This window comes from Xanthobacter aminoxidans, assembly GCF_023571765.1.
Lineage (GTDB): Bacteria > Pseudomonadota > Alphaproteobacteria > Rhizobiales > Xanthobacteraceae > Xanthobacter > Xanthobacter aminoxidans.
In genome coordinates, this window is the sequence record NZ_JAMJXC010000011.1 from 167,304 (window position 1) to 188,839 (window position 21,536).

The window sequence follows — 21,536 nt, forward strand, 5'->3', positions numbered from 1 at the left end:
CGCGCCGCGCTCGGCTTGCGGAAATAAGGCAACATATCATCCTGATTTGGGAAGGAAGACCATGAAGGCCATTGTGTTGACGGAACGCGGCACCCATGGCGTGGCTCTTCGCGACATGCCCGAACCCGCCGTGCCCGAGGGATGGGCAAAAGTTCGGATGCTGGCGGCATCGGTCAACCGCGTCGATCTCTACATGCGCGACTCGGGCGCGGGCATCACCCACCAGCTGCCGCTCATCATGGGGGTGGACGGCGTGGGCGTGGTGGCCGAGGCGCCTGCTGGATCGGGCGTTGCCCCGGGCGACCGGGTGATCCTTTACCCTTACGAATTCTGCGGCACCTGCCGGCCTTGCCTCAACGGCGACCAGCCTCTCTGCCACCACGCCAAGATTCTGGGCGAGCACCGCCACGGCACCTTCGCCGAATATGTGGCGCTCCCCGCGCGCGCTCTGCTGAAGCTGCCGGACGACGCGGATATGGACCAGGCGGCCGTGCTGGGCGTCGCCCACCTCACCGCCTGGCGCATGGTGTTCGGCAAGGCGCCGGCCGGGCCGGGCACGGTGGTGCTCGTCCAGGGGGCCGGCGGCGGCGTCTCCTACGCCGCCGTGCAACTCGCCCGCATGGCGGGCGCGCGGGTCATTGTCACCACCACCGGGCCGGACAAGCTCGCGCATTTCCGCAGCCTTGGCGTCGAAGCTCTGGACTATCGCGACGCCGACGTCGCCAGGACGGTGCTGGCGCTGACCGGAGGCGAAGGCGCAGATCTCGTCATCGACAATGTGGGCGAGCGCACGTGGGGCACCTCCCTCAAGGCCCTCGCCCGCGGTGGCCATCTCGTGACCTGCGGCGCGACGACGGGCGCCCATCCCTCGGCGGACCTCCAGCGCCTGTTCATCCGGCAATTGTCGGTGCACGGCTCCACCATGGGCTCCATGGACGAATTCCGCCGCCTCCTCCTCGCGTGGCACGGCGCCGGCTTCACGCCCCGCATCGACCGCGCCTTCCCGCTGGCCGACGTGCCCTCCGCCTTCGCCCACCTCGAAGACCCGGCCCGCATGGGCAAGATCCTGATCCGCATCTCCTGATCCGCATCTCATGAACGCAATCGAAGGCCACAGACATGACCTATGAGACCGTGCTCGTCGCCACGCAGGGGGCCGTCGGCATCATCACCCTCAATCGGCCGGAGGCGCTCAACGCCCTGAACCACCAGATCACCTCCGAACTGTCCCACGCCGCCGCCGCCTTCGATGCCGACCGGGACATCGGCGCGATCGTGATCACGGGCTCGGACAAGGCTTTTGCCGCCGGGGCCGACATCAAGGAGATGAAGGACAAGACCTTCGCCGAAGTCTATGAGGAACAGCTCATCACGGCCACGTGGGAAGGCGTGTCGCGGGTTCGCAAGCCGACCATCGCGGCGGTGTCGGGGCACGCCATCGGCGGCGGCTGCGAGCTGGCCCTGATGTGCGACATCATCGTGGCGTCACAGACGGCCCGCTTCGCCCTGCCGGAGACCACCATCGGCATCATTCCCGGTGCCGGCGGCACCCAGCGCCTGACGCGCATCGTCGGCAAGGCCGTGGCCATGGACATGATCCTCACTGGCCGGGCCTTGTCCTCGGCAGAGGCGCAGGCGATGGGGCTGGTCAGTCGCGTGGTGCCCGCTGGCACCCATGTCGCGGAAGCGGTCGCGATCGCCGCGCAAATCTCCACCTCGTCCCGGCCCGTGGTGCGCCTCGCCAAGGAAGCCGTGACCCAGGCGTATGAGACGCATCTCCAGGAGGGTCTCTATGTGGAGCGCAGGCTCCTCTATGCCACCTTTGCCCTTGAGGACCGGCGCGAGGGCATGAACGCCTTTGCGGAAAAACGCAGGCCGACCTTCCGCGGGCTCTGACCAGACGGGCTACAAACTGGGCTTCGTCCCGCCGTCCGGCGGTGGTCCCGCGCCCCATGCGGTATGACAAGGCGCGGGAGCAGGCTCAGGCGAGGACCGGGCGGAACCGGCGCGCCACCAGAGCGAGCGTGCCGAGGCCGCAGACGAGGATGACCGGCACCAGCACCAGCATCACGCCGGCCGGCGTGATGCCCTGCGCCACCAGAACCCCGGCGAGCAGCGGCCCGGCCATGGAGCCGAGGCGGCCGACCGCAACCACGACACCCACGCCCGTGCCGCGGATTTCCGCCGGATAGCATTGGGGGGCGATGCCGTAGAGGATGGACTGCACGCACAGCACGCCGACGCCCACCAGCGTCACGGTGAACAGCATGGTGGCGAGCGCCGGCTGAAGCAGGCCCAGCATGGCGAGGGCAGCCGCCACGAAGGCGAAGCTGGCGGCGATGGCGATGCCACGCTGGCGGCCGTCCAGCACCCGCCCGCCGATGAGGCTGCCGACGGCGCCGCCAAGGCTGTACAGGATGAGGGCGAGCGACGCCTCGCCGCGCGAGAAGCCCTGCGCCACCAGCAGCTGCGGCAGCCAGTTCATGAGCAGATAGACCACCATCAGGCCGAGGAAGAAGGCCCCCCAGAGCAGCAAAGTGGCGACCATCGAGTCGGGACGGAACACCTCCGTCCACGGCGTCTTCTGCCCGGAGGTGCCGGGCGCCATCTTCAGCGGCGGCAGGCCCATGTAGATGAACGGCACGAGGACCAGGGGCAGGACGCCGCCCACGAGGAAAATGGAGCGCCAGTCCCCGCCATGCAGGTCGAGCAAAGCGACGAGGCTCGCCACCGCGGCACCCAGCGGCATGCCGGCATACATGAGGGCCACCGCCCGCCCCTTCCGCTCCGGACCCACCGCCTCCGAGGCGATGGACACGAGGTTCGGCAGCGCGCCGCCCAGACCGACGCCGGTGAGGAAGCGCAGCACCACCAGTGCCTCCACGGAGGTGGCGAGGATGGTCGCGATGGAGGCGAAGCCGAAGGCCACCAGCGCGATGAGGAGCCCTGCGCGCCGGCCCCAGCGGTCCGCCGTATAGCCACCGATCAGGGCCCCGATCATGAGGCCCAGGGTGGCCGAGGAGAAGAACAGACCCATCTGCTGGGGCGTCATGTGGAAGGCCGGCCCGATCTTGGGGGCGGCGATGCCCGCGGCCTGCAGATCGAAGCCTTCGATCACGGCGGCCAGCGAGACGTAAAGGAGCGCCCGGCTTCCCGCAGGGCTTGTTTTCAAGGCAGTCGACATTTGCTTTCCTCCCATCCGGCGCGGCCTGTTGCGGCCGCTGTCTTGTCCGTCCGCCGATGGCCGGCAGGCCCCGCGGTTCTTCTCGGTGTGCGCCCGGTCCCGCACGGGACGAGCCGTGCGGGACCGGGCGCGGTGGATTGTGTTGAGCGGCGCTGTCAGGCGGCGGCCGCCGCCCGGGCGAGATCGAGCGCCACATCGACGATCATGTCCTCCTGCCCACCCACCATGCGGCGGCGGCCGAGTTCGGCGAGGATGTCGCGGGTGTCGACGCCGTAGGCCTTCGAGGCGGCCTCGGCGTGGCGCAGGAAGCTGGAATAGACCCCGGCATAGCCCAGCGAGAGGCTTTCCCGGTCCACCCGCACCGGACGGTCCTGCAGCGGGCGCACCAGATCATCGGCGGCATCCATCAGGATGTTGAGATCGCAGCCGGTCTCGATGCCCTTGCGGTTCAGCACGGCGATCAGCGCCTCCAGCGGCGCGTTGCCCGCGCCCGCGCCCATGCCGGCCAGCGACGCATCCACCCGCACCGCCCCCGCCTCGATGCCCGCCACCGCATTGGCGACGCCGAGGGTGAGGTTGTGATGGGTGTGGACGCCGATCTCCGTCTCCGGCTTCAGCGCATCGCGCAGCGTCTTCACCCGCAGCGTATAGTCCTCCGGCAGCATGGCCCCGGCGGAGTCGGTGGCGTAGACGCATTCCGAGCCGTAGCTCTCCATCAGCTGCGCCTGCTCGGCCAGCTTCCCGGCCGGGATCATGTGCGCCATCATCAGGAAGCTTGCCGTGTCCATGCCGAGCGCCCGGGCCGCCTCGATGTGCTGGCGCGACACGTCGGCCTCGGTGCAGTGGGTGCACACCCGCACCGAGCGGGCGCCCGCGTCGTAGGCGGCCTTCAGATCATGCACCGTGCCGATGCCGGGGATGAGCAGGACGGTAACGACGGCGCGGCTGCATTCCTGCGCCACCGCGGCGATCCATTCGAGGTCGTCATGGGCGCCGAAGCCGTAATTGAAGGTGGCGCCGGTGAGGCCGTCGCCATGGCTGATCTCGATGGCGTCGACGCCGGCCCGGTCCAGGGCCCGGGCGATGGCCCGGGTCGTGTCGAGCGAATACTGGTGGCGGATGGCGTGCATGCCGTCGCGCAGGGTGACGTCCTGGATGTAGAGCTTGCCGGGGTTCGGGCGGGCCATCACGCGGCCTCCTTCGCGAGGAAACGGGCGGCCCAGCGGTCGGCGGAGACCAAAGCGGCCGAGGTCATGATGTCGAGGTTTCCGGCATAGGCCGGCAGATAGTGAGCGGCGCCCTCCACCTCGAGCAGGATGGTGGTCTTGAGGCCGGTCACCGGGCCGACGCCGGGGATGCGCACGGGCGCGTTGTTGCCGATCTCCTCGAACTGCACCTTCTGCTTGAGTCGATAGCCGGGCACATAGGCCTTCACGGTCTCGACCATCTCCAGGATGGAGGCCTCGATGGCCTCGCGCGTGCCGCCCTGGGAGAGGGTGAAGACCGTATCGCGCATGATGAGGGGCGGCTCGGCCGGGTTGAGGATGATGACCGCCTTGCCGCGCTCGGCGCCGCCGAGCACCTCGATGGCCTTGGAGGTGGTCTCGGTAAACTCGTCGATGTTGGCGCGGGTGCCGGGGCCGGCCGATTTCGAGGAGATGGAGGCGACGATCTCGCCCCAGATCACCCGGTCGGTGGCGCGGCGCACGGCGTGGACCATGGGGATGGTGGCCTGGCCGCCGCAGGTGACCATGTTCACGTTGGACGCGTCGAGATTGGCCTCGCCGTTGATGGCGGGGATGGTGAAGGGGCCGATGGCGGCGGGGGTGAGGTCGATGACCTTCTTGCCATCCTTCCGCAGCACCGCGTCGTTGGCGATGTGGGCCTTGGCGGAGGTGGCGTCGAACACGACGCCGATCTCGGCGTAATTGGGCAGGCGGGTGAGGCCCTCGATGCCCTCGTGCGTCACCGGCACCCCGAGCCGCGCTGCGCGGGCGAGGCCGTCGGACGCCGGATCGATCCCCACCATGGCGCCCATCTCCAGATGGCGCGACATGCGCATGATCTTGATCATCAGGTCCGTGCCGATGTTCCCCGACCCGATGATCGCGGCCTTGATTTTGGGCGTGCTCATGCCTGCTTCTCCGTGGTGCCGGGTGTTCCGATGGCGACCTTCACGGCGCCGAGCCCCGCGATGCGCGCCTCCAGCACATCGCCGGGCGCAACGGGGACCATGGGGCCGAGGGCGCCGCTGAGCACCACGTCCCCGGCCTTCAGCGGCGTTCCCAGCGTGGCGCAGGTGCGGGCCAGCCACAGCACCGCGGTGAGCGGATTGCCGAGGCAGGCCGCGCCGCCGCCGAAGGACGCGGCGGTGCCGTTGCGGTTGAGCAGCATGCCGAGGCCGGCGAGGTCCGTGTCGTCCAGCCGGCGGATGGGGCCGCCCATCACGTAGACGCCGCTGGAAGCATTGTCGGCGATGGTGTCCGAGATGCGGATGTCCCAGTTCTGCACGCGGCTGCCGACGATCTCGATGGCGGGGGCCACATAGTCGATGGCGCGGCACACCTCGGTGGGGGTGACGTCCGCCGCCGCAAGGTCCGCCTTCAGCACGAAGGCGACTTCCGCCTCCGCCTTCGGCTGGAGCAGACGGGCGAAGGGCACCTCTTCGCCGTCGCAATATTCCATGTCGGCGAACAGCACGCCGAAGTCCGGCTGGTCCACGCCAAGTTGCTGCTGAACGGCGCGCGAGGTGAGGCCGATCTTGCGACCCACAAGGCGCCGCCCCTCCTCCACCGCCCGCTTTGTGTTCAGGAACTGGACCTCGTAGGCGGCCTTCAGGTCGAGGCCGATCAGGTCCCGCACCGGCTCGCAGGGCGCGGCCGTGCGCGCCGCGGCGAAGAGACGGTCGGCCGCTTCGCGGATCTGCTGTGTGCTCATCTCAGATCACCTTGAAAGAAATTCGAGCACCAGCGCGTTGAACGCGTTGGCGTGCTCCCACTGGGCCCAGTGCCCGCAATTGCCGAAGATGTGCAACTCCGATCGCGGAATGCCGGCCAGCAGCCGCAGCCCCGCATCCAGCGGCACGAAGCGATCGTTGCGCCCCCAGATGACGAGGGTGGGCGCCGAAATCTCGCCCAGGCGCGGGCCGAAATCGGGGAACTGCTTCGGGTTCGCCTCAAGGCTTTTGACGAAGTTCTCAAGATGGTCGCGCCGCTGGAGCATGTTCTCGAGGCGCGTGCGGTAAAGGTCTTCGGTCAAATCATTGGGATCGAACACGAAGACGGCCATCATCGCCTTCAGATTTTCGATAGTGGGCGCGCGATAGAGCGCGTTGAGGAGCTTGATGCCCTCGGTGGGCATGGGCGCGAAGGGGCTCGCCCCGCCCGTGCCGCCGCCCATCAAAACGAGCTTTCCAACCTTGCCCGGATGGTCGAGGGCGAAGGCGACAGCGCTGTGGCCGCCCATGGAATTGCCGAGGATGTGGATGCGCTCCAGCCCCAGCGCTTCCACCACGCCAGCCAGCACACGCGCATTGAGGTTGGAGCGCGAGCCGGTTGAGACGATGGTGTCGCTCTTGCTCCAGCCGGGGCAATCCACCAGCAGCACGCGATAGCCCGCCTCGACGAGGGGCGCGATGTTGCGGTTGAAGTTGGCCCAGCCTGACGCGCCGGGGCCGGAGCCGTGCAGCATCACCACGGTCTCGCGGGCATTGCCGGGATCGCAGTCGTTGTAATGGATGGTGAGTTCGCCGCCGGCTTCGGGCACGCGGACGAAGCGGCTGGTGCCGGCTTCCGTGAAGGGTTCGCTCATGCTCAGGATTCCAGGGGGCTGACGCGGCAGAAGGCGCCGTTCACATAGATCAGGGGCTCGCCGCCCGGCGGCTCGGAGGCGTCCAGCACCTCGCACAGCAGGGCATGGTGGGTGCTCTCGTCGAACACCTTCACCACCCGGCAGTCGAAGGTGGCGAGCGCCCCCTCCAGCACCGGTGCGCCGGAGACGCGGGTCTGCCAGCTTCCATGCTCGAAACGGGCGGGGCCGAACACGCCCTCAACCATGCCGGCGAACACCTTGGCGAGATGCGCCTGCCCCGCGGAGAGCACGTTGATGCACAGGGAGCCGCTGGCGAGGATGCTGTCGGCCGCGGCCACCTTCTTGTTGACCAGAACCACCATGCGGGGCGGATCGACGGTGACCGAACACACTGCCGTGGCGGTGAGCCCGACCTTGGTCTCGCCGTCGCACGTGGTGATGATGGAGACACCGGAGGCGAGGTGCCGCATGCCGGTGCGATGGTCATCCGGGCTGGCGGTGGGCAGGTGGCGCAGAGTTTCGCTCGCCGCCCAGTCGAGGCGCTGGTTGATGGTCTGTGTGTTGATGTTCTCTGTCATGGCCGGGCTCAGGCGCGCACGCCGAAGGGATTGGCGGCCGGCATGGGATTGCCGAGCATCTGGCCGCCGAGGAGGTCGCCGATATTGTCCTGGTTCTGGGTGATGTGGTTGGCACCCACCAGGATGTCGCGCAGCTGGCGCTGCATCGGATTGTTGAGCCAGACGCCGCGCGTGGACGTCTTCTTGAAGATCATGTGGGCCGCTTCAAAGCATTCGCCGCCGGTAAACTGGTTGGTGGCGAAGTGGCGCACGCGCACGTCGATGGGTACCAGCTCGCCGCGCTCGGCGTAGCTCCACGCCTCGTCGGTATTGTGCAGGATACGGGTTTCCGCCCCGAGGATCTTCGCGGTCGCCTCGCCGAGGCGGGCCTTGATGAAGGGGTCGTTCACCGCCGCACCGACGGCCTGGTTCAGGTTCTGACGCGGCCGCATGTGCTCGATGTAGAGATCGGCCATGCCGCGGGCCATGCCGACGATGACGGACGACACGGCCGCGTAGAACACGTAGAAGAACGGCATCTTGTAGAGGTTCTCCACGTGGCCGTGGGTCTCCTCGCCATAGGCGGCGATGACATGGCTGCGATAGGCCGGCACGAACGCCTCGCGCACCACCAGCTTCTTGCTGCCGGTGCCGGCGAGACCCACGACGAACCAGTCGTCCACGATCTCGAAATCCGATTTCTGCACCCAGAACGAGCGGAACACCTGCTCGCCATTCTCCATGACGCGGCCGCCGAGGAAGGCGCCGCCCTCGGCATGGTCGCAGCCGCTGGAGGTCAGCCACTCGCCCTTGAGCACATAGCCACCCTCCACCGCCGTCACGGTGCCGAAGGGCGCGTAGGAGGAGGAGACGAGCCGCGTCGGGTCCTCGCCCCACAATTCATCGCCACAGCGCGGATCGAGCAGGCCCACCTCGAACGGGTGGACGCCGAGCACCATCACGTTCCAGGCGCTGGAGGGGCAGCCGCGGGCGAGCTCCATCAGCACCCGGTTGAGCACGTTGGGGCTCATCTCATAGCCGCCCCAGCGCCGCGGCTGGAGGATGCGGAAGAAGCCGGCATCCTGAAAGGCCTGGATGGTGGCGGCCGGCACCATGCGCGCCTTCTCCACCGCCTCCGCCTGCTCCCGCAGCCAGGGGATCATGGCCGTCGCGCGGGCGACGATCTCGGTCTCGGTGGGGGTGCAGCTCGATCTGTCCAACATGCTGATTCTCCTGGCGTTCCTCGCTGGGGTCGCGTGCACGCTGTCAGCGTGGCTCGGCGCTCATGACGCCGTAGCCGGCGATCCACTCGTTGATCGGACGGTAGTAGTCGCGGCGGGCGGTGTATCCGTTCCGCGCAGCGGCAAGCGCCGCGAAGGCGGCCACCCAGGTGCGCACCTCGTGGGTGGAGCGGCCGGCCTCCTTCGAGATGTCCTCGATGCTGAAGTCGTCCACGGCATCGAGCTTTCCGCCGAGCAGCAGGTCGATGAAGGCCTGGTCCCATTCCGCGTTGAGGGGCGTCTGGGCGGAGAGGTCCGTGCCGTAGATCTTGCCCGCGGCGATGGTGCGTTCCTGCCGCGCCGCGCGGGCCTCGGGCGTGGGGTTGCGGCCGCAGATGAGGAATTCGCCGATGGCTTCCGGCGCGCCTTCCAGCAGAGGCACCGGCGGCTCATGGGAGAGGCCGCCCGTGCCGACCACGAGCACGCGCTTGTCGAGGGTGGCGATGAACTGGCCCACCACCTCGCCGAGGCGGCGCACGCGCCGATAGGGCGCAAAGGGCGGGGCGACGGAATTGATGATGATGGGAATGACAGGATAGCGGGTCAGGCTGCCGGTCAGCTCCTCGAGCGTCTGCGTGCAGCCGTGGTCCACCTGAAGGCGATGGGACAGGGAGACGTCCACGTCGTGGTCGAGGACGAAGCGGGTCAAGTCGAGCGCGAGATCCCGCGCGACCGAGAGCGGACCATGCAGCGTCATGTAATCGCCGACGGATTCCGCTGCCGTTGCAATGACGAAAGGCGGCATCAGATCGTAAAATAGGCCGTTATAGTGGTCCGGCGCGAAGATCACGATCAGCTCGGGGTCGAATGCTTCCACTTCGGCGCGGGCGCGGGCCAGCACGGCATCGACTTCCGCAGTCACCTCCGGCGCGGGATCGTTCAGGCCGCGCAAAGGCGTGTGCGAGAGGCACTTGAGCATGATGGTCATGTTGGCTCCCTCGACCTTGGAAGCTGCGGGCCAACGACAGCGCGTGGCCAGCTCCCCCCTCCAGGTCGTGTTCTTCATTTTGAATGCGTGCACTGTAGGGGCGGCGACGGCGGAGACGGAACGTCAAACCGCTCGGATGTGCACCTGGTGCACATCGTTGATTTCAAATATTATTCTGGGCTATCGCGAAAGCCGGAGGCCGATCGGCGCGGGGCAAAGATCGAGGCGCGGCGGGCCTTTGCGCGTGCAATGCGCCGAACGTTTCGCGCCTGGTCTATGCTGGCGAAAAGGTCGGGAGTGAAACCACATGGCGGAGGCGAGCCGCTACAAGAACGTCCGGGGGCTCAGCCGGGGGCTCGCGCTCCTCAATGTCCTCAACCGCATGGATGGCGGCGCGAACGTCGCGCGCCTCGCCGAGCTGACCAAGCTGCATCGCACCACCGTGCAACGTCTTCTGGAGACGTTGCAGACGGAGGGATATGTCCGGCGCAGCGAGTCCGATGACCGCTACTGCCTGAACCTTCGGGTGCGCGAGCTCAGCGAGGGCTTTCGCGACGAACACTGGATCTCGGCCCTGGCCTCGCCGTTGCTCGGCGAGTTGCTGCGGGAGGTGGGCTGGCCGACGGACCTGTGCACCTTCGACGTGGACGCCATGGTGGTGCGCGAGACCACCCACCGCTTCAGCAAGCTCTCGTTCCATCGCTCCATGATCGGCCGGCGCCTGCCCCTGCTCCAGACGGCCAGCGGCACCGCCTACCTCGCCTTCTGTCCCGCGGACGAGCGCGAGCGCATCATCGATTTCCTTGCCCGTCAGCCGCGGATGGAATGCCGGCTGGCCCGCGATCGCCCGGCCCTGAACGACCTGCTCGCCCGCGTGGTGCAGCAGGGATATGGCTTCAACCACATGAACTGGACGGAAGAGCCGAAGATGGCCGGGATCGCCGTTCCGATCCGCAGCGCGCAAGGTCTTCTGGGCTGCCTGAGCGTGGTCTACATTGCGTCGGCGATGACGACTGCGGTCGCGGCCTCGCGCTATCTGGACTCGCTGCGCAAGGTGGTGAATTCCCTGGAGGCCGAGACAATGAAAGTGGAGATCGCGTAGGCGGCCCCGTGCCCCCGGCTACGGCACATCCGCCGTGTCGGCGGGCTGATCCTCAGGCAGACCCGATCTCGCTGCCGCGACGAGCAAACGGACGACCGAGCCGATCTCGGCACGCAGGTGAGGATCGGCGATGATGCCAGAGGCATCCACGGCCGACCTCGGCACGGGAATGTCTCGGCAAGCGGCCTCGATGATCCTGGCGCCGGCGCGTTCCAGGACGAGTCTCAGCGCCGCATAGGTATCCTGCGCGCGGCCTTCCGCGGACGCATTGATCCACCCAACCGGCCGCGCACAGAGGCTGGCTCCGCCCACGGTCCAGTCGAGAGCATTCTTGAAGCTCCCTGGCAGCGATCCGGCATATTCCGGCGTCGAGATGAGCACGGCGTCGGCCTTGCCGATTCCCTCACGCAGCTCGACCACGTTGGGGGGGAGCGGATCCACATCATCGTCCGGATTGAAGTGGGGGAGGCCTGCAATGCCCCGATAGAGCAGCGCCTCAGTGCCGACCGGCGCAAGAGCGCGAGCAGTCGCGAGAACCGCGCCATTGATCGAGCCCTGCCGGAGACTGCCGTTCAACAGCATCAGCCTGATTGTCGTGTCCATGTCGGTCGTCTTCCATGCAACGGACGCGCAGAATGGCGTCCTGTGGTGCGATGGACAATCGCAACCGCGGCTGCACCCCGGGGCGTCCGGCCATTGCCCCTACCCCGCCGGCACCTCCATGCGCCCGCGCAGCGCGCCCGCCAGATGCTCGGCGAACTGGGCGCTGGGCAGCGGCAGGTTACGGTCGCGGAGCTGACCAAGCACGAGGTCGGCGCTTGGCAGGTCGCGCTCGTCCACCGGGCGCACGACGATACCCGGCGGCATGGCGTCCGGCTCGGCGCCGATCTCGATCTGGAATGAGATCATGCCGGTATGGGCGACGAGGCCGCGCAGCAGCTCGAAAGAATTGGTCTCGGCGGCCACCGACAGCTTCAGCCCCGCGCGGGACAGCCGCTCCTCGATCATCTGCCGTCCGCCGGTGGAAAATTCCGGCAAGGCGAGGGGATGGCCGGTGCAGTCGGCGAGGCGCAGCTTCGCCTTGCGGGCGAGCGGGTGGTCCACATTCATCAGCGCCACCAGCCGCTGCGGCAGGGTCATGATCGGCCTCAGGCGTCCAAGAAACGGCGGGCGGAAGACGAGAATGAGGTCCACCACATAGTCCACCAGCAGGCCCATGGCCCGCTCGTGGTCCACCACCATCACCTCGAACGTCATCAGCGGATAGCGCTTGCGGAAGGCGCCGATCTGCCGTGGCAGAAAATCGTGCGCCAGCGCCTGGCTGCAGGCGATCCGCACCGTGCCGCGGCGCAGGCCGCGCAGATCCTCGAGTTGCGAGCGCATCCGGTCGGCATCGTTCAGCTGCTCACGCACATAGGTGAGGAAGACCTCGCCGGCCGAGGTGAGGCGCACCCCGCGGGGGCGCCGCTCCAGCAGCTTCAGCCCCAGTTCCTCCTCCAGATCCATGATGCGCCGGTTGAGGGCGGAGGGCGTCACATTGAGCCGGTCGGCGGCGCCGCGAATGGAGCCGGTGCGGGCCACCTCGTCCATGTAGCGCAGGAATCTGAGGTGCCGCATGCCGTCTCCACCCATCGTAGCCTTTTAGGCTACAGCATGTGGAATAATCGGCAATGGATCGCATCACTGCGTCGTGCCAATGTCATCTCTCAGCAGGAGAGCTCCTCTCCGGCGTGTCGCGAGAACGCTCCTTATGTCCGCGTCCGACCAGCCCCCGCTGAAACGGCCCCCGCTGCGCTTCGCCCGTGCCGTGCCGACGCCCCGGCCGGTGACCATCCCCGGCGCGCCGCAGCCGGCCGAGATCGATCTCGCCCGCACCGCGCTCGTCATCGTGGACATGCAGAACGACTTTCTCGAACCCGACGGCTGGTTTCCCCGCCTCGGTGTCGATCCCTCCCCGCTCCTCGCCATCGTGCCGACCCTTCAGGCTCTGGCGGCGGCGACGCGGGCGGCAGGCCTGCCCGTCATTTTCGTGAACTGGGGGGTGCGGGCGGATCGCGCGGAGCTGTCGGCCCCGCTCCTCGCCAAGGCTTCGGGCGCGGGCACGCGGCCCGTCTATGCCGATCCCTCGGTGGAAGGACGCGGCCGCATTCTCGTGGAAGGCGACTGGGGCGCCGCGACCATCGACGCGCTGGCGCCGGAGCCGGGCGACCTCGTGGTGCACAAGCATCGCCTGTCCGGCTTCCACGACAACGAGCTCGACTCCATCCTGCGCAACCGTGGCATCGACACGCTGCTGTTCTCAGGTGTGAACATCGACCGCTGCGTCTTCTCCACGCTCTGCGACGCGAGCTTTCGCGGCTACGGCTGCCTGCTGGTGGAAGACGCCTGCGCCACCGTCTCCCCGGCCTATGTGTCGGACGCCATCCTCTTCCTCGTGCGCCAGCTCTACGGCGTCACGCTTTCGAGCGGCGACCTGATGGCCGCCCTCGCCGACCAGCCTCAACAATAACCAGAGCCAGACGGGACCATCACAATGACACTCCGGATACTCTCGCGACGCCTCGCACGTAGCAAACTTGCGCTTGCCCTTGCCCTCGGCATCGCCTCCACGGCCGCCGCCGGCCTGCCGGCGCTCGCGGACACCAAGCTGAAGATGGTGCTCAACTGGAAGTATCAGGGCCCGCAGGGCATGTTCTTCCTGGCGCAGGACCGCGGATACTTCAAGGCCGAGGGTCTCGACGTCACCTTCGACCAGGGCAACGGCTCCGGCGCCGCGGTGCCGCTGGTGGCGAACGGCACCTATGACATGGGTTTCGGCGATGTGAACGCGCTCATCGAGCTCGCCGCCAAGAAGCCGGAAGGCGCGCCCGTCGCCGTCTACATCATGTTCAACCAGCCGCCCTTCACCATCGCGGTGAAGGCGGACAGCCCCATCAAGACGCCCAAGGATCTGGAAGGCAAGACGCTCGGCGGCGCGGCCAATGATGGTGCGCTCAAGCTCTTCCCGGCCTTCTGCAAGATGGCGAAAATCGACTGCTCCGGCATCAAGATCACCAACATGCAGCCGAACCTGCGCGAGCAGATGCTGATGCAGGGCCAGGTTGATGGGGTGTTCGGCTATGTGAACACCATCCGCTTCTCCGCCAAACTGATCGGCGCCGGTGATGACAAGCTGCGCTACATCAACTTCGGCGACTACGGCATGGACCTTTATTCCAACGGCATCATCGTCTCCGCCGATCTCATCAAGAACAATCCCGAAGCCATCAAGGGCTTCCTGCGCGCCCTCAACAAGGGCGTCATCGACACGCTGAAGGATCCCGACGCGGCGGTGGCCGCCGTGGCCAAGCGCGAGCCCCTCATCAAGATCCCGGTGGAGACCGAGCGCCTCGACGCCACCCTGAAGGCGGAGATGAACCACCCGGAGATCGCCAAGATCGGCCTCGGCAACGTGGACATGAAGCGCCTGCAGGAATCCATCGACATCCTGGTAGACGCCAACAAGCTGCCCACCACCCCGAAGGCCTCACAGATCTTCGATCCCGCCTTCCTGCCGCCGGTGGCGGACCTGCCCAAGAAGCTGTTCTGATCCGGCTCTTCTGAACCAGACGTTCCGACGTCCCGACCCGGCGTCGCTCCCGTGAGTGGAGCGGCGCCCGCCCCCTACCCAACGGACCTCCCATGGATCTCAAGCTCAAGGATCGCGTCGCGCTGATCACCGGCCCCGCCAAGGGCATGGGCGCCGCCATCACCCGCGCCTTCGCGGCCGAAGGCTGCCGCCTCGCCCTCATTGGCCGTGACACTTCGGCCATCGCGCCGATCGCCGACGAGGTGCGCGCCGCCGGCGCCGAGGCGCTCGTGATTCCCTGCGACCTCACCGACGCCGACGCCTGCGATGCCGCCGCCGCACGCACCGTGGAGGCCTTCGGCACGGTGGATATCCTCGTCAACGTGGCCGGCGGCTCCGGCCCCATCGGCAAGACCGGCGTGGAGACGACGCCTGCGGAGTTTGACGAAATCGTCACCCTCAACATGAACGGCTGCTTTCACACCATGCGCGCCGTGCTGCCCACCATGATCGAGCGCCGCTATGGCAAGATCGTCAATGTGGGCGGCACCTTCGGCATGCGCGGGCGGGCCGGACGCATGGCTTATTCGGCCTCCAAATGGGGCCTGCGCGGCATCACCAAGAGCTTCGCGCTGGAGGTGGGGCCGCACAACGTCAACGTGAATTGCGTGGAGCCCGGCATGGTGGACGGCCCGCGCTTTCGCGAGAAGGTCTGCGCCGACATGGCCAAGAAGCTTTCCATCACGCTGGAGGAAGCCATGGCCCGCCACGCGGCGGACTATGCCCTGCGCCGCGTGACCACCGACGAGGACGTGGCCAACGCCTGCCTGTTCCTCGCCAGCGACGTATCCCGCCAGCTCACCGGCATCGACATGCCGGTCGACGGCGGCTGGGCAATGCTCTGAGGAGGATGACATGAACGAACCTGTCGATCTCGTCATCCATGGCGGGCGCATCGTCTCCCCCGAGACGGTCATCGAAGCCTCCATCGCCATCCGCGGCGAGACCATCGTAGCCGTCGGCGCGCCCGATGCCATGCCGGAGGCGAAGGAGACCTTCGACGCCTCGGGCCTTCACATTCTGCCCGGCGCCATCGACGTGCATGTGCACTTCCGCGATCCCGGCTACACCCACAAGGAAGACTTCGAGAGCGGCACCGCCGCCGCGGCCTTCGGCGGCGTGACCACCGTGTTCGACATGCCCAACACCATCCCCACCGTGGCGGACGGGGAGACGCTGAAGGCCAAGCACGCCATCGCCGCCTCCAAGGCGCATGTGGACTACGGCCTCTATGCGGTGCTGGGCGAAGACACCATCGAGAAGGTGCCGGAGCTGATCGAGGCCGGGATCATCGGCTTCAAGTGCTACATGGGGAACACCTTCGGCCGCATCCCGACGCCCTCCACGGGGGCGATGCTGGAGGCGTTCGAGAGGGTGGCGCCCACCGGCAAGCGCATCTCCCTGCATGCCGAGACCAATTCGGTGATGGAGCGGCGCCAAAAGCGCCTGACAGAGGGCGGCCGCAATGACCCGCTCGCCCATCTCGCCTCCCGCCCCGCCGTCGTGGCGGTGGAAGCCGTGGCCCGCGCGGCCATCCTTGCCGAATGGACGGGCGCGCGCATCCACATCCTGCACATCTCCTCTGCCGCCGAACTGGGTCCCCTGCGCGACGCCAAGGCGCGCGGCGTGGACATCACCGGCGAGACCTGCCCGCATTACCTGATGCTGGGCGAGGCCGATTACGCTCGCTGTCGCGGCGTCATCCGCGTCAACCCGCCGGTGCGGGAGAGCGTGAACAACGAACCGCTCTGGGCCGGCCTTCTCGACGGCACCATCGACATGATCGCCACCGATCACGCCCCACACACGCCGGAAGAGAAGACCCGCGCCGACATCTGGAGCGTGGATTGCGGCTTCCCGGGCGTCGAGACGCAGATGCCGCTCATGCTCACCGAGGTCGCGGCCGGCCGCTACGACATCCGCGACTATGTGCGCTGGAGCGCGATGAACCCGGCGAAGGTGTGGGGGCTCTACCCGAAGAAGGGCGCCATCCTGCCCGGCGCCGACGCAGACCTTGCCTTCGTGGACCTGAACCACGCCTGGACACTGCGCGACGCCGATCTCCAGTCCCGCTCCAAAATTTCCCCATGGGACGGCCGGAACGTGATGGGCCTGCCGCGCCATACCATGGTGCGTGGCCGCTTCGTGATGAAGGATCGCGCACTGGTGGCGGACACGAAGGGGCACGGACGCTCGGTCCACGCCATCCAGCAGATGCCGGAAGCGAAGCCGCTCCATACCGATGAAACCCTGGCGGCCGTCATCGCTCACCGGCCGGAGGCGGCGGCATGAACGAGGACGCCCCTCCCTTCGTCCATCTCCAGGACGTGCGCCTCACCTACGGCCACGGCGAGCGCACCGTGGAGGCGCTCGGCACCACCAATCTCAAGGTCGGCAAGGGCGATTTCGTCGCCCTCGTCGGCCCCTCCGGCTGCGGCAAGTCCACCATCCTCAAGCTGGTGACGGGGCTCATCCCCGCCTCGGCCGGCTGGGTGTTCGTGGCCCAGCGCGAGGTCGGCGCCGAACCGGTGCGGGTGGGCATGGCCTTCCAGAACCCGACCCTGCTGCCGTGGCTCACCATCCGGAAGAACGTGATGCTGCCGCTGAAGATCGTGCCGCCCTTCCGGCAGCAATACCGGGCCAAGAAGAAGACCGAGTTCCGCGACCGCGCCGATGCCCTGCTGGAGCAGGTGGGCCTTGCCGGCTTCGGCGACAAGTTTCCCTGGCAGCTTTCCGGCGGCATGCTCCAGCGCGCCTCGCTCTGCCGCGCCCTGATCCACGACCCCCAGCTCCTGATGCTGGACGAGCCGTTCGGCGCCCTCGACCAGTTCACCCGCGAGGAATTGTGGGCCATCCTTCAGGATCTGTGGCTGACGCGTCGCCCGACCGTGCTGCTCGTCACCCACGATTTGAAGGAAGCCGGCTATCTCGCCAATCGCGTGTGCGTCATGCGCGCCCGGCCGGGGCGGATCGTCGAGGATTGCGCGGTGGATTTCGTTCGCCCGCGCACCATCGAGATGACCTACGAACCGGGTTTCGTCTCGCTCACCCAGCGCCTGCGCGAGCTGATCGTTTCGGCCCGCGCGCCCGACGCCGCAGTGGAGAGCGCCGCATGACCTACGCCCTGCGCCGCCGCCTGAATTCCGCAGCCGTCATCATCGGCTTCTTCGTCGTCTGGGAACTCGCCTGCGTGATCTTCCACATCAAGGAGATCGTCCTGCCGCGGCCCAGCCAGGTGTTCGAAACGCTCTGGCTGCAGGCTCCCGCCATCTGGCCGCACACGGTGCAGACGCTCTACACCACGCTGGTGGGCTTCGCCCTCGGCATCGTCTCCGGCGTGCTGCTGGGCGTGCTCATCGGCTCCTCGCGCCTCGCCTATGACACGGGCTATCCGCTGCTGATCGGCTTTTCCTCCATCCCGAAGGTGGCGGTGGTTCCGATCTTCGTCCTGTGGTTCGGGGCGGGCACGGTGCCGGCGGTGCTCACCGCCATGATCATGAGCCTCTTCCCCATCGTCGTGAACGTCGCCACCGGCCTCGCCACCACGGAACCGGAGCTGGAGGACGTGATGAAGGCGCTCCGCGCCACCAAGCTCGACATCCTGTTCAATGTCGGCCTGCCCCGCGCCATGCCCTATTTCTTCGCCTCCCTGAAGGTATCGGTGACGCTCGCCTTCGTGGGCACGGTGATCGCCGAGACGGTGGCCTCGAACCAGGGCATCGGCAACCTCATGATGATCGCCTCCTCCTCCTTCGACGTGCCCCTCGTCTTCGCCGGGCTGCTCGTGCTGGCGCTACTGGGCGTCGGCCTCTACGCCATCTTCTCCCTCATCGAAGGGCGAGTGATCGGCTGGGCGCGGCGCAAGGACGGGGCGGACTTCGCCTGAGACACGCGCCATGCCCACTGCCAAGGTCCATCGCATCCCCACGGCGAGCCCCGACGACGTGTCGGCTCTTGCCGCCGCCATCGCCTCCGGCGCCATCGCGCCCGAAGGCATCCTCGCCATCTTCGGCAAGACCGAGGGCAACGGCTGCGTCAACGACTTCTCCCGCGGCTTCGCCGTCGCCGCCCTGCAGGCACTGCTGCGGGCTCATCTCGGCGACGCGGCGGATGAGGTGTGCCTTGTCATGTCGGGCGGCACCGAGGGCGGGATGTCGCCCCACCTGCTTGTGTTCGAGGTGGTCGAGGCCGTTGCGAACGGCGCTTGCCCTGCCCTCGCCGTCGGCCGCGCGCATACGCCGGACCTTCCCTCCGAGCATCTCGGGCGGATGGGGCAGGTGCGCTCGGTCGCCGAAGGCGTGCGACGGGCCATGGAAGCGGCCGGCATCAGTGACGCCGGCGATGTCCATTTCGTGCAGGTGAAGTGCCCGCTTCTCACCGCCGCGCGCGTGCGCGAGGCCGAGGCGCGGGGCGCGACCACGGCGACCTCCGACACGTTGAAATCCATGGGCCTCTCGCGCGGCGCCAGTGCGCTCGGCATCGCGCTGGCGCTTGGCGAGGTGGCCGAGTATGCGCTTTCCGATGCCGCCATCTGCGCCGACTACGGCCTGTGGTCCGGCCGCGCCAGTTGTTCGAGCGGCATCGAACTTCTGGGCCACGAGATCGTCGTGCTCGGCATGTCGAAGAGCTGGAGCGGCCCGCTCGTCATCGCTCATGCAGTGATGGCAGATGCCATAGATGTCGCACCGGTGCGCGAAGCCATCGACCGCCTTGGAGGCGCGCCGGGAGAAGACACGATCGTACTCGCCAAGGCCGAGGCGAGCCGCAGCGGCCTCATCCGTGGCAAGCGCCACACCATGCTGGACGACAGCGACATCTCCTCCACCCGCCACGCCCGCGCCTTCGTCGCCGGCGCCCTGGCCGGCGTGGTCGGCCACACGGAGATCTATGTCTCCGGCGGCGCCGAACATCAGGGACCGGATGGCGGCGGCCCGGTGGCCATCATCGGCGCGCGTATGGCGGCCGAAGGCAGGTAATTCGCCTGCTTTCATCTCGGCCCAGCAAGCGCCCCTGGCATGGAACGAGCGCCGGCCTTCCCACGTGTTGCGCCTCTCCAGTGCCCGGCTCTGCCGGACTGAAGAATGCCGCGCTAGAGCGATGCGGCGCGCAATCGCGTCTGCCAGAGGGCCCGACGCTTCTTGAGTTCGTCGTCCCGGTCGAAATCGGGGAAGTCCTCCCGCAGCCGGTCGAGTTCCTCATATCGGAATTCGGAGGCGCCATGCGCCCGCCACGCCGCTTGCAGCGCCCCATTGGCGTGGCGACCGATGCCCAGTTCGAACCAGATCCTGTTCTTGTGCGTGTCTACGGTGGGGCTGGTGCCGACCCACACCTCCCCCGTCGCCGTGCAGACGATCGCATAGACTCCGAATGCGGGCTTGCGTTGCCGATAGGCCGCGACGGCCGCCTTGCGCTCCTGCCTGTCCATGACGCCTCCATATTTACCCGGATGATATAGATTGATTTTTCATCCGGGTAAATAAGGGCTTCAAACGGAGGGCTCGCCGCTTGACCGCTGGCGGCCTCCACCCGCCCTGCAGGCAGGTGCGGACCAAGACCGACGCTCAGGCGTATTGGGCCACGCCGTTGCCGAGCGACCAGTTCTCCTTCTTCACCTCGATGAGGTTGACGAAGACATCCTCGGGCCGAAGGCCGGGGCTCTCGCTGAGATAGAGGGCGATACGCCGGAACATCTCCTTCTTCTGATCCACCGTGCGGGTGTCGTTCGCGGCGATCTGGATGAACACCAGATCTTCGGTACGCGAGATGCCCATGTAGGAAGGGTCGAACCGGAAGTTCTCGGCCGAATGCTCGGTGATGGTCATGAACTGGTTGTCGCGCGGCACATTGAACGTCTCCTGCATTGCGCGCGCGAGACTGTCGAAGATCGCCCGGCGATAGGTTTCCGGCTTGCCGGCCCTGAGGGAGATGTGCGTGAGAGGCATTGGGGGGCTCCTTCCCGTTGATCGATGTCGAAACAATAGGAATGGCCGCTTCTTTTTGATACACTATCTCAGCTCATATCTGAGATAGTGTTTTGATATGATTGATCCGCCACTCGACCTCGATTCCGTCCGGACCTTCGTTCACATCGCGGAGCTGGAAAGCTTCACGAGGGCAGCAGAAGCCATGGGCACGAGCCAGGCGGCCGTCAGTCTCAAGCTGAAGCGGCTCGAAGGGCGCCTCGGATGCCGCCTGTTCGACCGCACCCCGCGTTACGTTCAATTGTCACCCCGCGGCGCGAGCTTTCTCGACCAGGCGCGCGCCTTGCTCGAACTGCACGACCGGACGCTGGCCTCCCTCTCGGAACAGCGCCGGCGGCTCACCATCGGAATCAGCGATCATGTCGCCGGCCCCGAGCTTCCGGCCCTGATCGCGCGCATGAACAGCCAGGATCCGCAGCTTGTGATCGAGATCCGGATCGGGTCGTCGGCCGATCTCCTGCAGCAGTTCGACCGGCGGGAGATCGACAGCGCGCTCATTCGCCTCAGGTCCGACCGGGACGATGGCAGCCTGATCGCCGAAGAACAGTTCGGTTGGTTCGCCGCTCCCGCTTGGCAACACCGCCCGGACGAGCCGCTGCCGATTGCCACGATGGCCGAGCCGTGTGGCGTGCGCGCGCTGGCCTGTCGACTTCTGGACGATGCCGGGGTGAAGTGGCGGGAGATTTTTGTTGGCGGCGGGGTAATGGCGGTGGCGGCGGCGGTCATGGCGGGCCTCGGGGTGGCGGCGCTATCGCCGCGCATGGTCCCGTTTGGTGCGATGGAGGTGAGCCGTCGGCTCGGTCTCCCGCCCCTGCCGCGTCAGCCGATCATGCTGCACAGCCGGGTGAAGGACGGCCCCTCACGCGAAGCGCTTGCGGCGTTGGCGGCCGCCTTCCGGGGCGCGGCCCGTGGGTGAATCCGTGCGCATGGCGCATATGTCATCGACTTGCGAGACAAAGACTATCGTCGGGCGCTGATTTCGGATCTTGATCTTGCGTGCAAACACAAAAACCCCCGTCAGGGGAGCTGACGGGGGTTTTTGAGATAGTGATAGGGCATATTGCAC

General features: G+C 67.3%; 23 protein-coding genes. 11 read left to right on the forward strand and 12 right to left on the reverse strand.

Translation table 11 applies throughout. The features are described 5' to 3' along the window. The first annotated feature begins 61 nt into the window (after window positions 1–61). Window positions 62–1,084, forward strand: a complete 1,023-nt coding sequence (locus tag EJ105_RS17395) for a zinc-binding dehydrogenase (protein ID WP_250167322.1) — start codon at window positions 62–64, stop codon at window positions 1,082–1,084. A gap of 35 nt (window positions 1,085–1,119) precedes the next feature. After that, window positions 1,120–1,896, forward strand: a complete 777-nt coding sequence (locus EJ105_RS17400) for an enoyl-CoA hydratase-related protein (protein ID WP_250167323.1) — start codon at window positions 1,120–1,122, stop codon at window positions 1,894–1,896. An 85-nt stretch (window positions 1,897–1,981) separates the two neighbouring features. On the opposite strand, the gene EJ105_RS17405 is transcribed toward EJ105_RS17400, so the two are convergent. From EJ105_RS17405 to EJ105_RS17440, 8 genes are all read right to left on the reverse strand, one after another. Next, complete coding sequence (locus EJ105_RS17405; RefSeq protein ID WP_250167324.1) at window positions 1,982–3,184, reverse strand: MFS transporter; 1,203 nt, start codon at window positions 3,182–3,184, stop codon at window positions 1,982–1,984. A gap of 155 nt (window positions 3,185–3,339) precedes the next feature. Continuing rightward, complete coding sequence (gene dmpG / locus EJ105_RS17410) at window positions 3,340–4,371, reverse strand: 4-hydroxy-2-oxovalerate aldolase (protein ID WP_250167325.1); 1,032 nt, start codon at window positions 4,369–4,371, stop codon at window positions 3,340–3,342. Then, a complete protein-coding gene (locus EJ105_RS17415; RefSeq protein ID WP_029555710.1) occupies window positions 4,371–5,318 on the reverse strand; it encodes an acetaldehyde dehydrogenase (acetylating) in 948 nt (315 codons plus the stop codon). The genes dmpG and EJ105_RS17415 overlap by 1 nt, the downstream gene beginning before the upstream one ends. After that, window positions 5,315–6,121: a 2-keto-4-pentenoate hydratase gene (locus EJ105_RS17420; RefSeq protein ID WP_250167326.1), complete on the reverse strand. Its 807-nt coding sequence runs from the start codon at window positions 6,119–6,121 to the stop codon at window positions 5,315–5,317. The genes EJ105_RS17415 and EJ105_RS17420 overlap by 4 nt, the downstream gene beginning before the upstream one ends. Window positions 6,122–6,127: 6 nt before the next feature. Beyond that, a complete protein-coding gene (locus EJ105_RS17425; protein WP_250167327.1) occupies window positions 6,128–6,994 on the reverse strand; it encodes an alpha/beta fold hydrolase in 867 nt (288 codons plus the stop codon). 2 nt (window positions 6,995–6,996) lie between these two features. Further along, entirely contained in the window at window positions 6,997–7,572 is a 576-nt protein-coding gene (locus EJ105_RS17430; RefSeq protein WP_250167328.1) for a flavin reductase family protein, read from the reverse strand. 8 nt (window positions 7,573–7,580) lie between these two features. After that, complete coding sequence (locus EJ105_RS17435; protein ID WP_250167329.1) at window positions 7,581–8,774, reverse strand: acyl-CoA dehydrogenase family protein; 1,194 nt, start codon at window positions 8,772–8,774, stop codon at window positions 7,581–7,583. Between the two features lie 43 nt (window positions 8,775–8,817). Continuing rightward, on the reverse strand, window positions 8,818–9,759 hold the full coding sequence (locus EJ105_RS17440; protein WP_250167330.1) for a 3-carboxyethylcatechol 2,3-dioxygenase: 942 nt from the start codon (window positions 9,757–9,759) through the stop codon (window positions 8,818–8,820). A 307-nt stretch (window positions 9,760–10,066) separates the two neighbouring features. On the opposite strand from EJ105_RS17440, the gene EJ105_RS17445 reads away from it, so the two are divergent. Then, complete coding sequence (locus tag EJ105_RS17445) at window positions 10,067–10,861, forward strand: DNA-binding transcriptional regulator (protein ID WP_024280815.1); 795 nt, start codon at window positions 10,067–10,069, stop codon at window positions 10,859–10,861. Between the two features lie 18 nt (window positions 10,862–10,879). On the opposite strand, the gene EJ105_RS17450 is transcribed toward EJ105_RS17445, so the two are convergent. Beyond that, a complete protein-coding gene (locus EJ105_RS17450) occupies window positions 10,880–11,464 on the reverse strand; it encodes an NADPH-dependent FMN reductase (protein WP_250167331.1) in 585 nt (194 codons plus the stop codon). Window positions 11,465–11,563: 99 nt separating this feature from the next. Next, window positions 11,564–12,478: a LysR family transcriptional regulator gene (locus EJ105_RS17455; RefSeq protein WP_250167332.1), complete on the reverse strand. Its 915-nt coding sequence runs from the start codon at window positions 12,476–12,478 to the stop codon at window positions 11,564–11,566. A gap of 133 nt (window positions 12,479–12,611) precedes the next feature. Between EJ105_RS17455 and EJ105_RS17460 the strand changes: the two genes are divergently transcribed. From EJ105_RS17460 to atzD, 7 genes are all read left to right on the forward strand, one after another. Beyond that, on the forward strand, window positions 12,612–13,370 hold the full coding sequence (locus tag EJ105_RS17460; RefSeq protein ID WP_250167333.1) for a cysteine hydrolase family protein: 759 nt from the start codon (window positions 12,612–12,614) through the stop codon (window positions 13,368–13,370). Window positions 13,371–13,394: 24 nt separating this feature from the next. Further along, window positions 13,395–14,450, forward strand: coding sequence for an ABC transporter substrate-binding protein (locus tag EJ105_RS17465; RefSeq protein WP_250167334.1), 1,056 nt, complete (start codon window positions 13,395–13,397; stop codon window positions 14,448–14,450). A gap of 92 nt (window positions 14,451–14,542) precedes the next feature. After that, window positions 14,543–15,334 carry an SDR family NAD(P)-dependent oxidoreductase gene (locus EJ105_RS17470; protein ID WP_250167335.1) on the forward strand — a complete coding sequence of 264 codons (792 nt, stop codon included), beginning with the start codon at window positions 14,543–14,545 and terminating at the stop codon, window positions 15,332–15,334. A gap of 10 nt (window positions 15,335–15,344) precedes the next feature. After that, window positions 15,345–16,781: an allantoinase AllB gene (allB, locus tag EJ105_RS17475; protein WP_250167336.1), complete on the forward strand. Its 1,437-nt coding sequence runs from the start codon at window positions 15,345–15,347 to the stop codon at window positions 16,779–16,781. Continuing rightward, entirely contained in the window at window positions 16,778–17,605 is an 828-nt protein-coding gene (locus EJ105_RS17480; RefSeq protein ID WP_250167337.1) for an ABC transporter ATP-binding protein, read from the forward strand. The genes allB and EJ105_RS17480 overlap by 4 nt, the downstream gene beginning before the upstream one ends. Further along, complete coding sequence (locus tag EJ105_RS17485) at window positions 17,602–18,375, forward strand: ABC transporter permease (RefSeq protein ID WP_024280822.1); 774 nt, start codon at window positions 17,602–17,604, stop codon at window positions 18,373–18,375. Before EJ105_RS17480 ends, EJ105_RS17485 begins: the two co-directional genes overlap by 4 nt. A gap of 10 nt (window positions 18,376–18,385) precedes the next feature. Further along, window positions 18,386–19,465 (forward strand): cyanuric acid amidohydrolase, encoded by a 1,080-nt coding sequence (gene atzD / locus EJ105_RS17490; protein ID WP_250167338.1) that lies wholly within the window; start codon window positions 18,386–18,388, stop codon window positions 19,463–19,465. 113 nt (window positions 19,466–19,578) lie between these two features. On the opposite strand, the gene EJ105_RS17495 is transcribed toward atzD, so the two are convergent. Both EJ105_RS17495 and EJ105_RS17500 read right to left on the reverse strand, forming a co-directional pair. Further along, window positions 19,579–19,914, reverse strand: a complete 336-nt coding sequence (locus EJ105_RS17495) for a GIY-YIG nuclease family protein (protein ID WP_250167339.1) — start codon at window positions 19,912–19,914, stop codon at window positions 19,579–19,581. A gap of 136 nt (window positions 19,915–20,050) precedes the next feature. Next, window positions 20,051–20,431, reverse strand: a complete 381-nt coding sequence (locus tag EJ105_RS17500) for a tautomerase family protein (RefSeq protein WP_250167340.1) — start codon at window positions 20,429–20,431, stop codon at window positions 20,051–20,053. 97 nt (window positions 20,432–20,528) lie between these two features. Between EJ105_RS17500 and EJ105_RS17505 the strand changes: the two genes are divergently transcribed. After that, window positions 20,529–21,386 (forward strand): LysR family transcriptional regulator, encoded by an 858-nt coding sequence (locus tag EJ105_RS17505; protein ID WP_250167341.1) that lies wholly within the window; start codon window positions 20,529–20,531, stop codon window positions 21,384–21,386. Window positions 21,387–21,536: the final 150 nt, after the last annotated feature.

Bases quoted from the DNA above. Each gene is read 5' to 3' on its own strand.
- EJ105_RS17395 (WP_250167322.1), top strand. From the start codon at position 62: ATGAAGGCCATTGTGTTGACGGAACGCGGCACCCATGGCGTGGCTCTT.
- EJ105_RS17400 (WP_250167323.1), top strand. From the start codon at position 1,120: ATGACCTATGAGACCGTGCTCGTCGCCACGCAGGGGGCCGTCGGCATC.
- EJ105_RS17405 (WP_250167324.1), bottom strand. From the start codon at position 3,184: ATGTCGACTGCCTTGAAAACAAGCCCTGCGGGAAGCCGGGCGCTCCTT.
- dmpG (WP_250167325.1), bottom strand. From the start codon at position 4,371: ATGGCCCGCCCGAACCCCGGCAAGCTCTACATCCAGGACGTCACCCTG.
- EJ105_RS17415 (WP_029555710.1), bottom strand. From the start codon at position 5,318: ATGAGCACGCCCAAAATCAAGGCCGCGATCATCGGGTCGGGGAACATC.
- EJ105_RS17420 (WP_250167326.1), bottom strand. From the start codon at position 6,121: ATGAGCACACAGCAGATCCGCGAAGCGGCCGACCGTCTCTTCGCCGCG.
- EJ105_RS17425 (WP_250167327.1), bottom strand. From the start codon at position 6,994: ATGAGCGAACCCTTCACGGAAGCCGGCACCAGCCGCTTCGTCCGCGTG.
- EJ105_RS17430 (WP_250167328.1), bottom strand. From the start codon at position 7,572: ATGACAGAGAACATCAACACACAGACCATCAACCAGCGCCTCGACTGG.
- EJ105_RS17435 (WP_250167329.1), bottom strand. From the start codon at position 8,774: ATGTTGGACAGATCGAGCTGCACCCCCACCGAGACCGAGATCGTCGCC.
- EJ105_RS17440 (WP_250167330.1), bottom strand. From the start codon at position 9,759: ATGACCATCATGCTCAAGTGCCTCTCGCACACGCCTTTGCGCGGCCTG.
- EJ105_RS17445 (WP_024280815.1), top strand. From the start codon at position 10,067: ATGGCGGAGGCGAGCCGCTACAAGAACGTCCGGGGGCTCAGCCGGGGG.
- EJ105_RS17450 (WP_250167331.1), bottom strand. From the start codon at position 11,464: ATGGACACGACAATCAGGCTGATGCTGTTGAACGGCAGTCTCCGGCAG.
- EJ105_RS17455 (WP_250167332.1), bottom strand. From the start codon at position 12,478: ATGCGGCACCTCAGATTCCTGCGCTACATGGACGAGGTGGCCCGCACC.
- EJ105_RS17460 (WP_250167333.1), top strand. From the start codon at position 12,612: ATGTCCGCGTCCGACCAGCCCCCGCTGAAACGGCCCCCGCTGCGCTTC.
- EJ105_RS17465 (WP_250167334.1), top strand. From the start codon at position 13,395: ATGACACTCCGGATACTCTCGCGACGCCTCGCACGTAGCAAACTTGCG.
- EJ105_RS17470 (WP_250167335.1), top strand. From the start codon at position 14,543: ATGGATCTCAAGCTCAAGGATCGCGTCGCGCTGATCACCGGCCCCGCC.
- allB (WP_250167336.1), top strand. From the start codon at position 15,345: ATGAACGAACCTGTCGATCTCGTCATCCATGGCGGGCGCATCGTCTCC.
- EJ105_RS17480 (WP_250167337.1), top strand. From the start codon at position 16,778: ATGAACGAGGACGCCCCTCCCTTCGTCCATCTCCAGGACGTGCGCCTC.
- EJ105_RS17485 (WP_024280822.1), top strand. From the start codon at position 17,602: ATGACCTACGCCCTGCGCCGCCGCCTGAATTCCGCAGCCGTCATCATC.
- atzD (WP_250167338.1), top strand. From the start codon at position 18,386: ATGCCCACTGCCAAGGTCCATCGCATCCCCACGGCGAGCCCCGACGAC.
- EJ105_RS17495 (WP_250167339.1), bottom strand. From the start codon at position 19,914: ATGGACAGGCAGGAGCGCAAGGCGGCCGTCGCGGCCTATCGGCAACGC.
- EJ105_RS17500 (WP_250167340.1), bottom strand. From the start codon at position 20,431: ATGCCTCTCACGCACATCTCCCTCAGGGCCGGCAAGCCGGAAACCTAT.
- EJ105_RS17505 (WP_250167341.1), top strand. From the start codon at position 20,529: ATGATTGATCCGCCACTCGACCTCGATTCCGTCCGGACCTTCGTTCAC.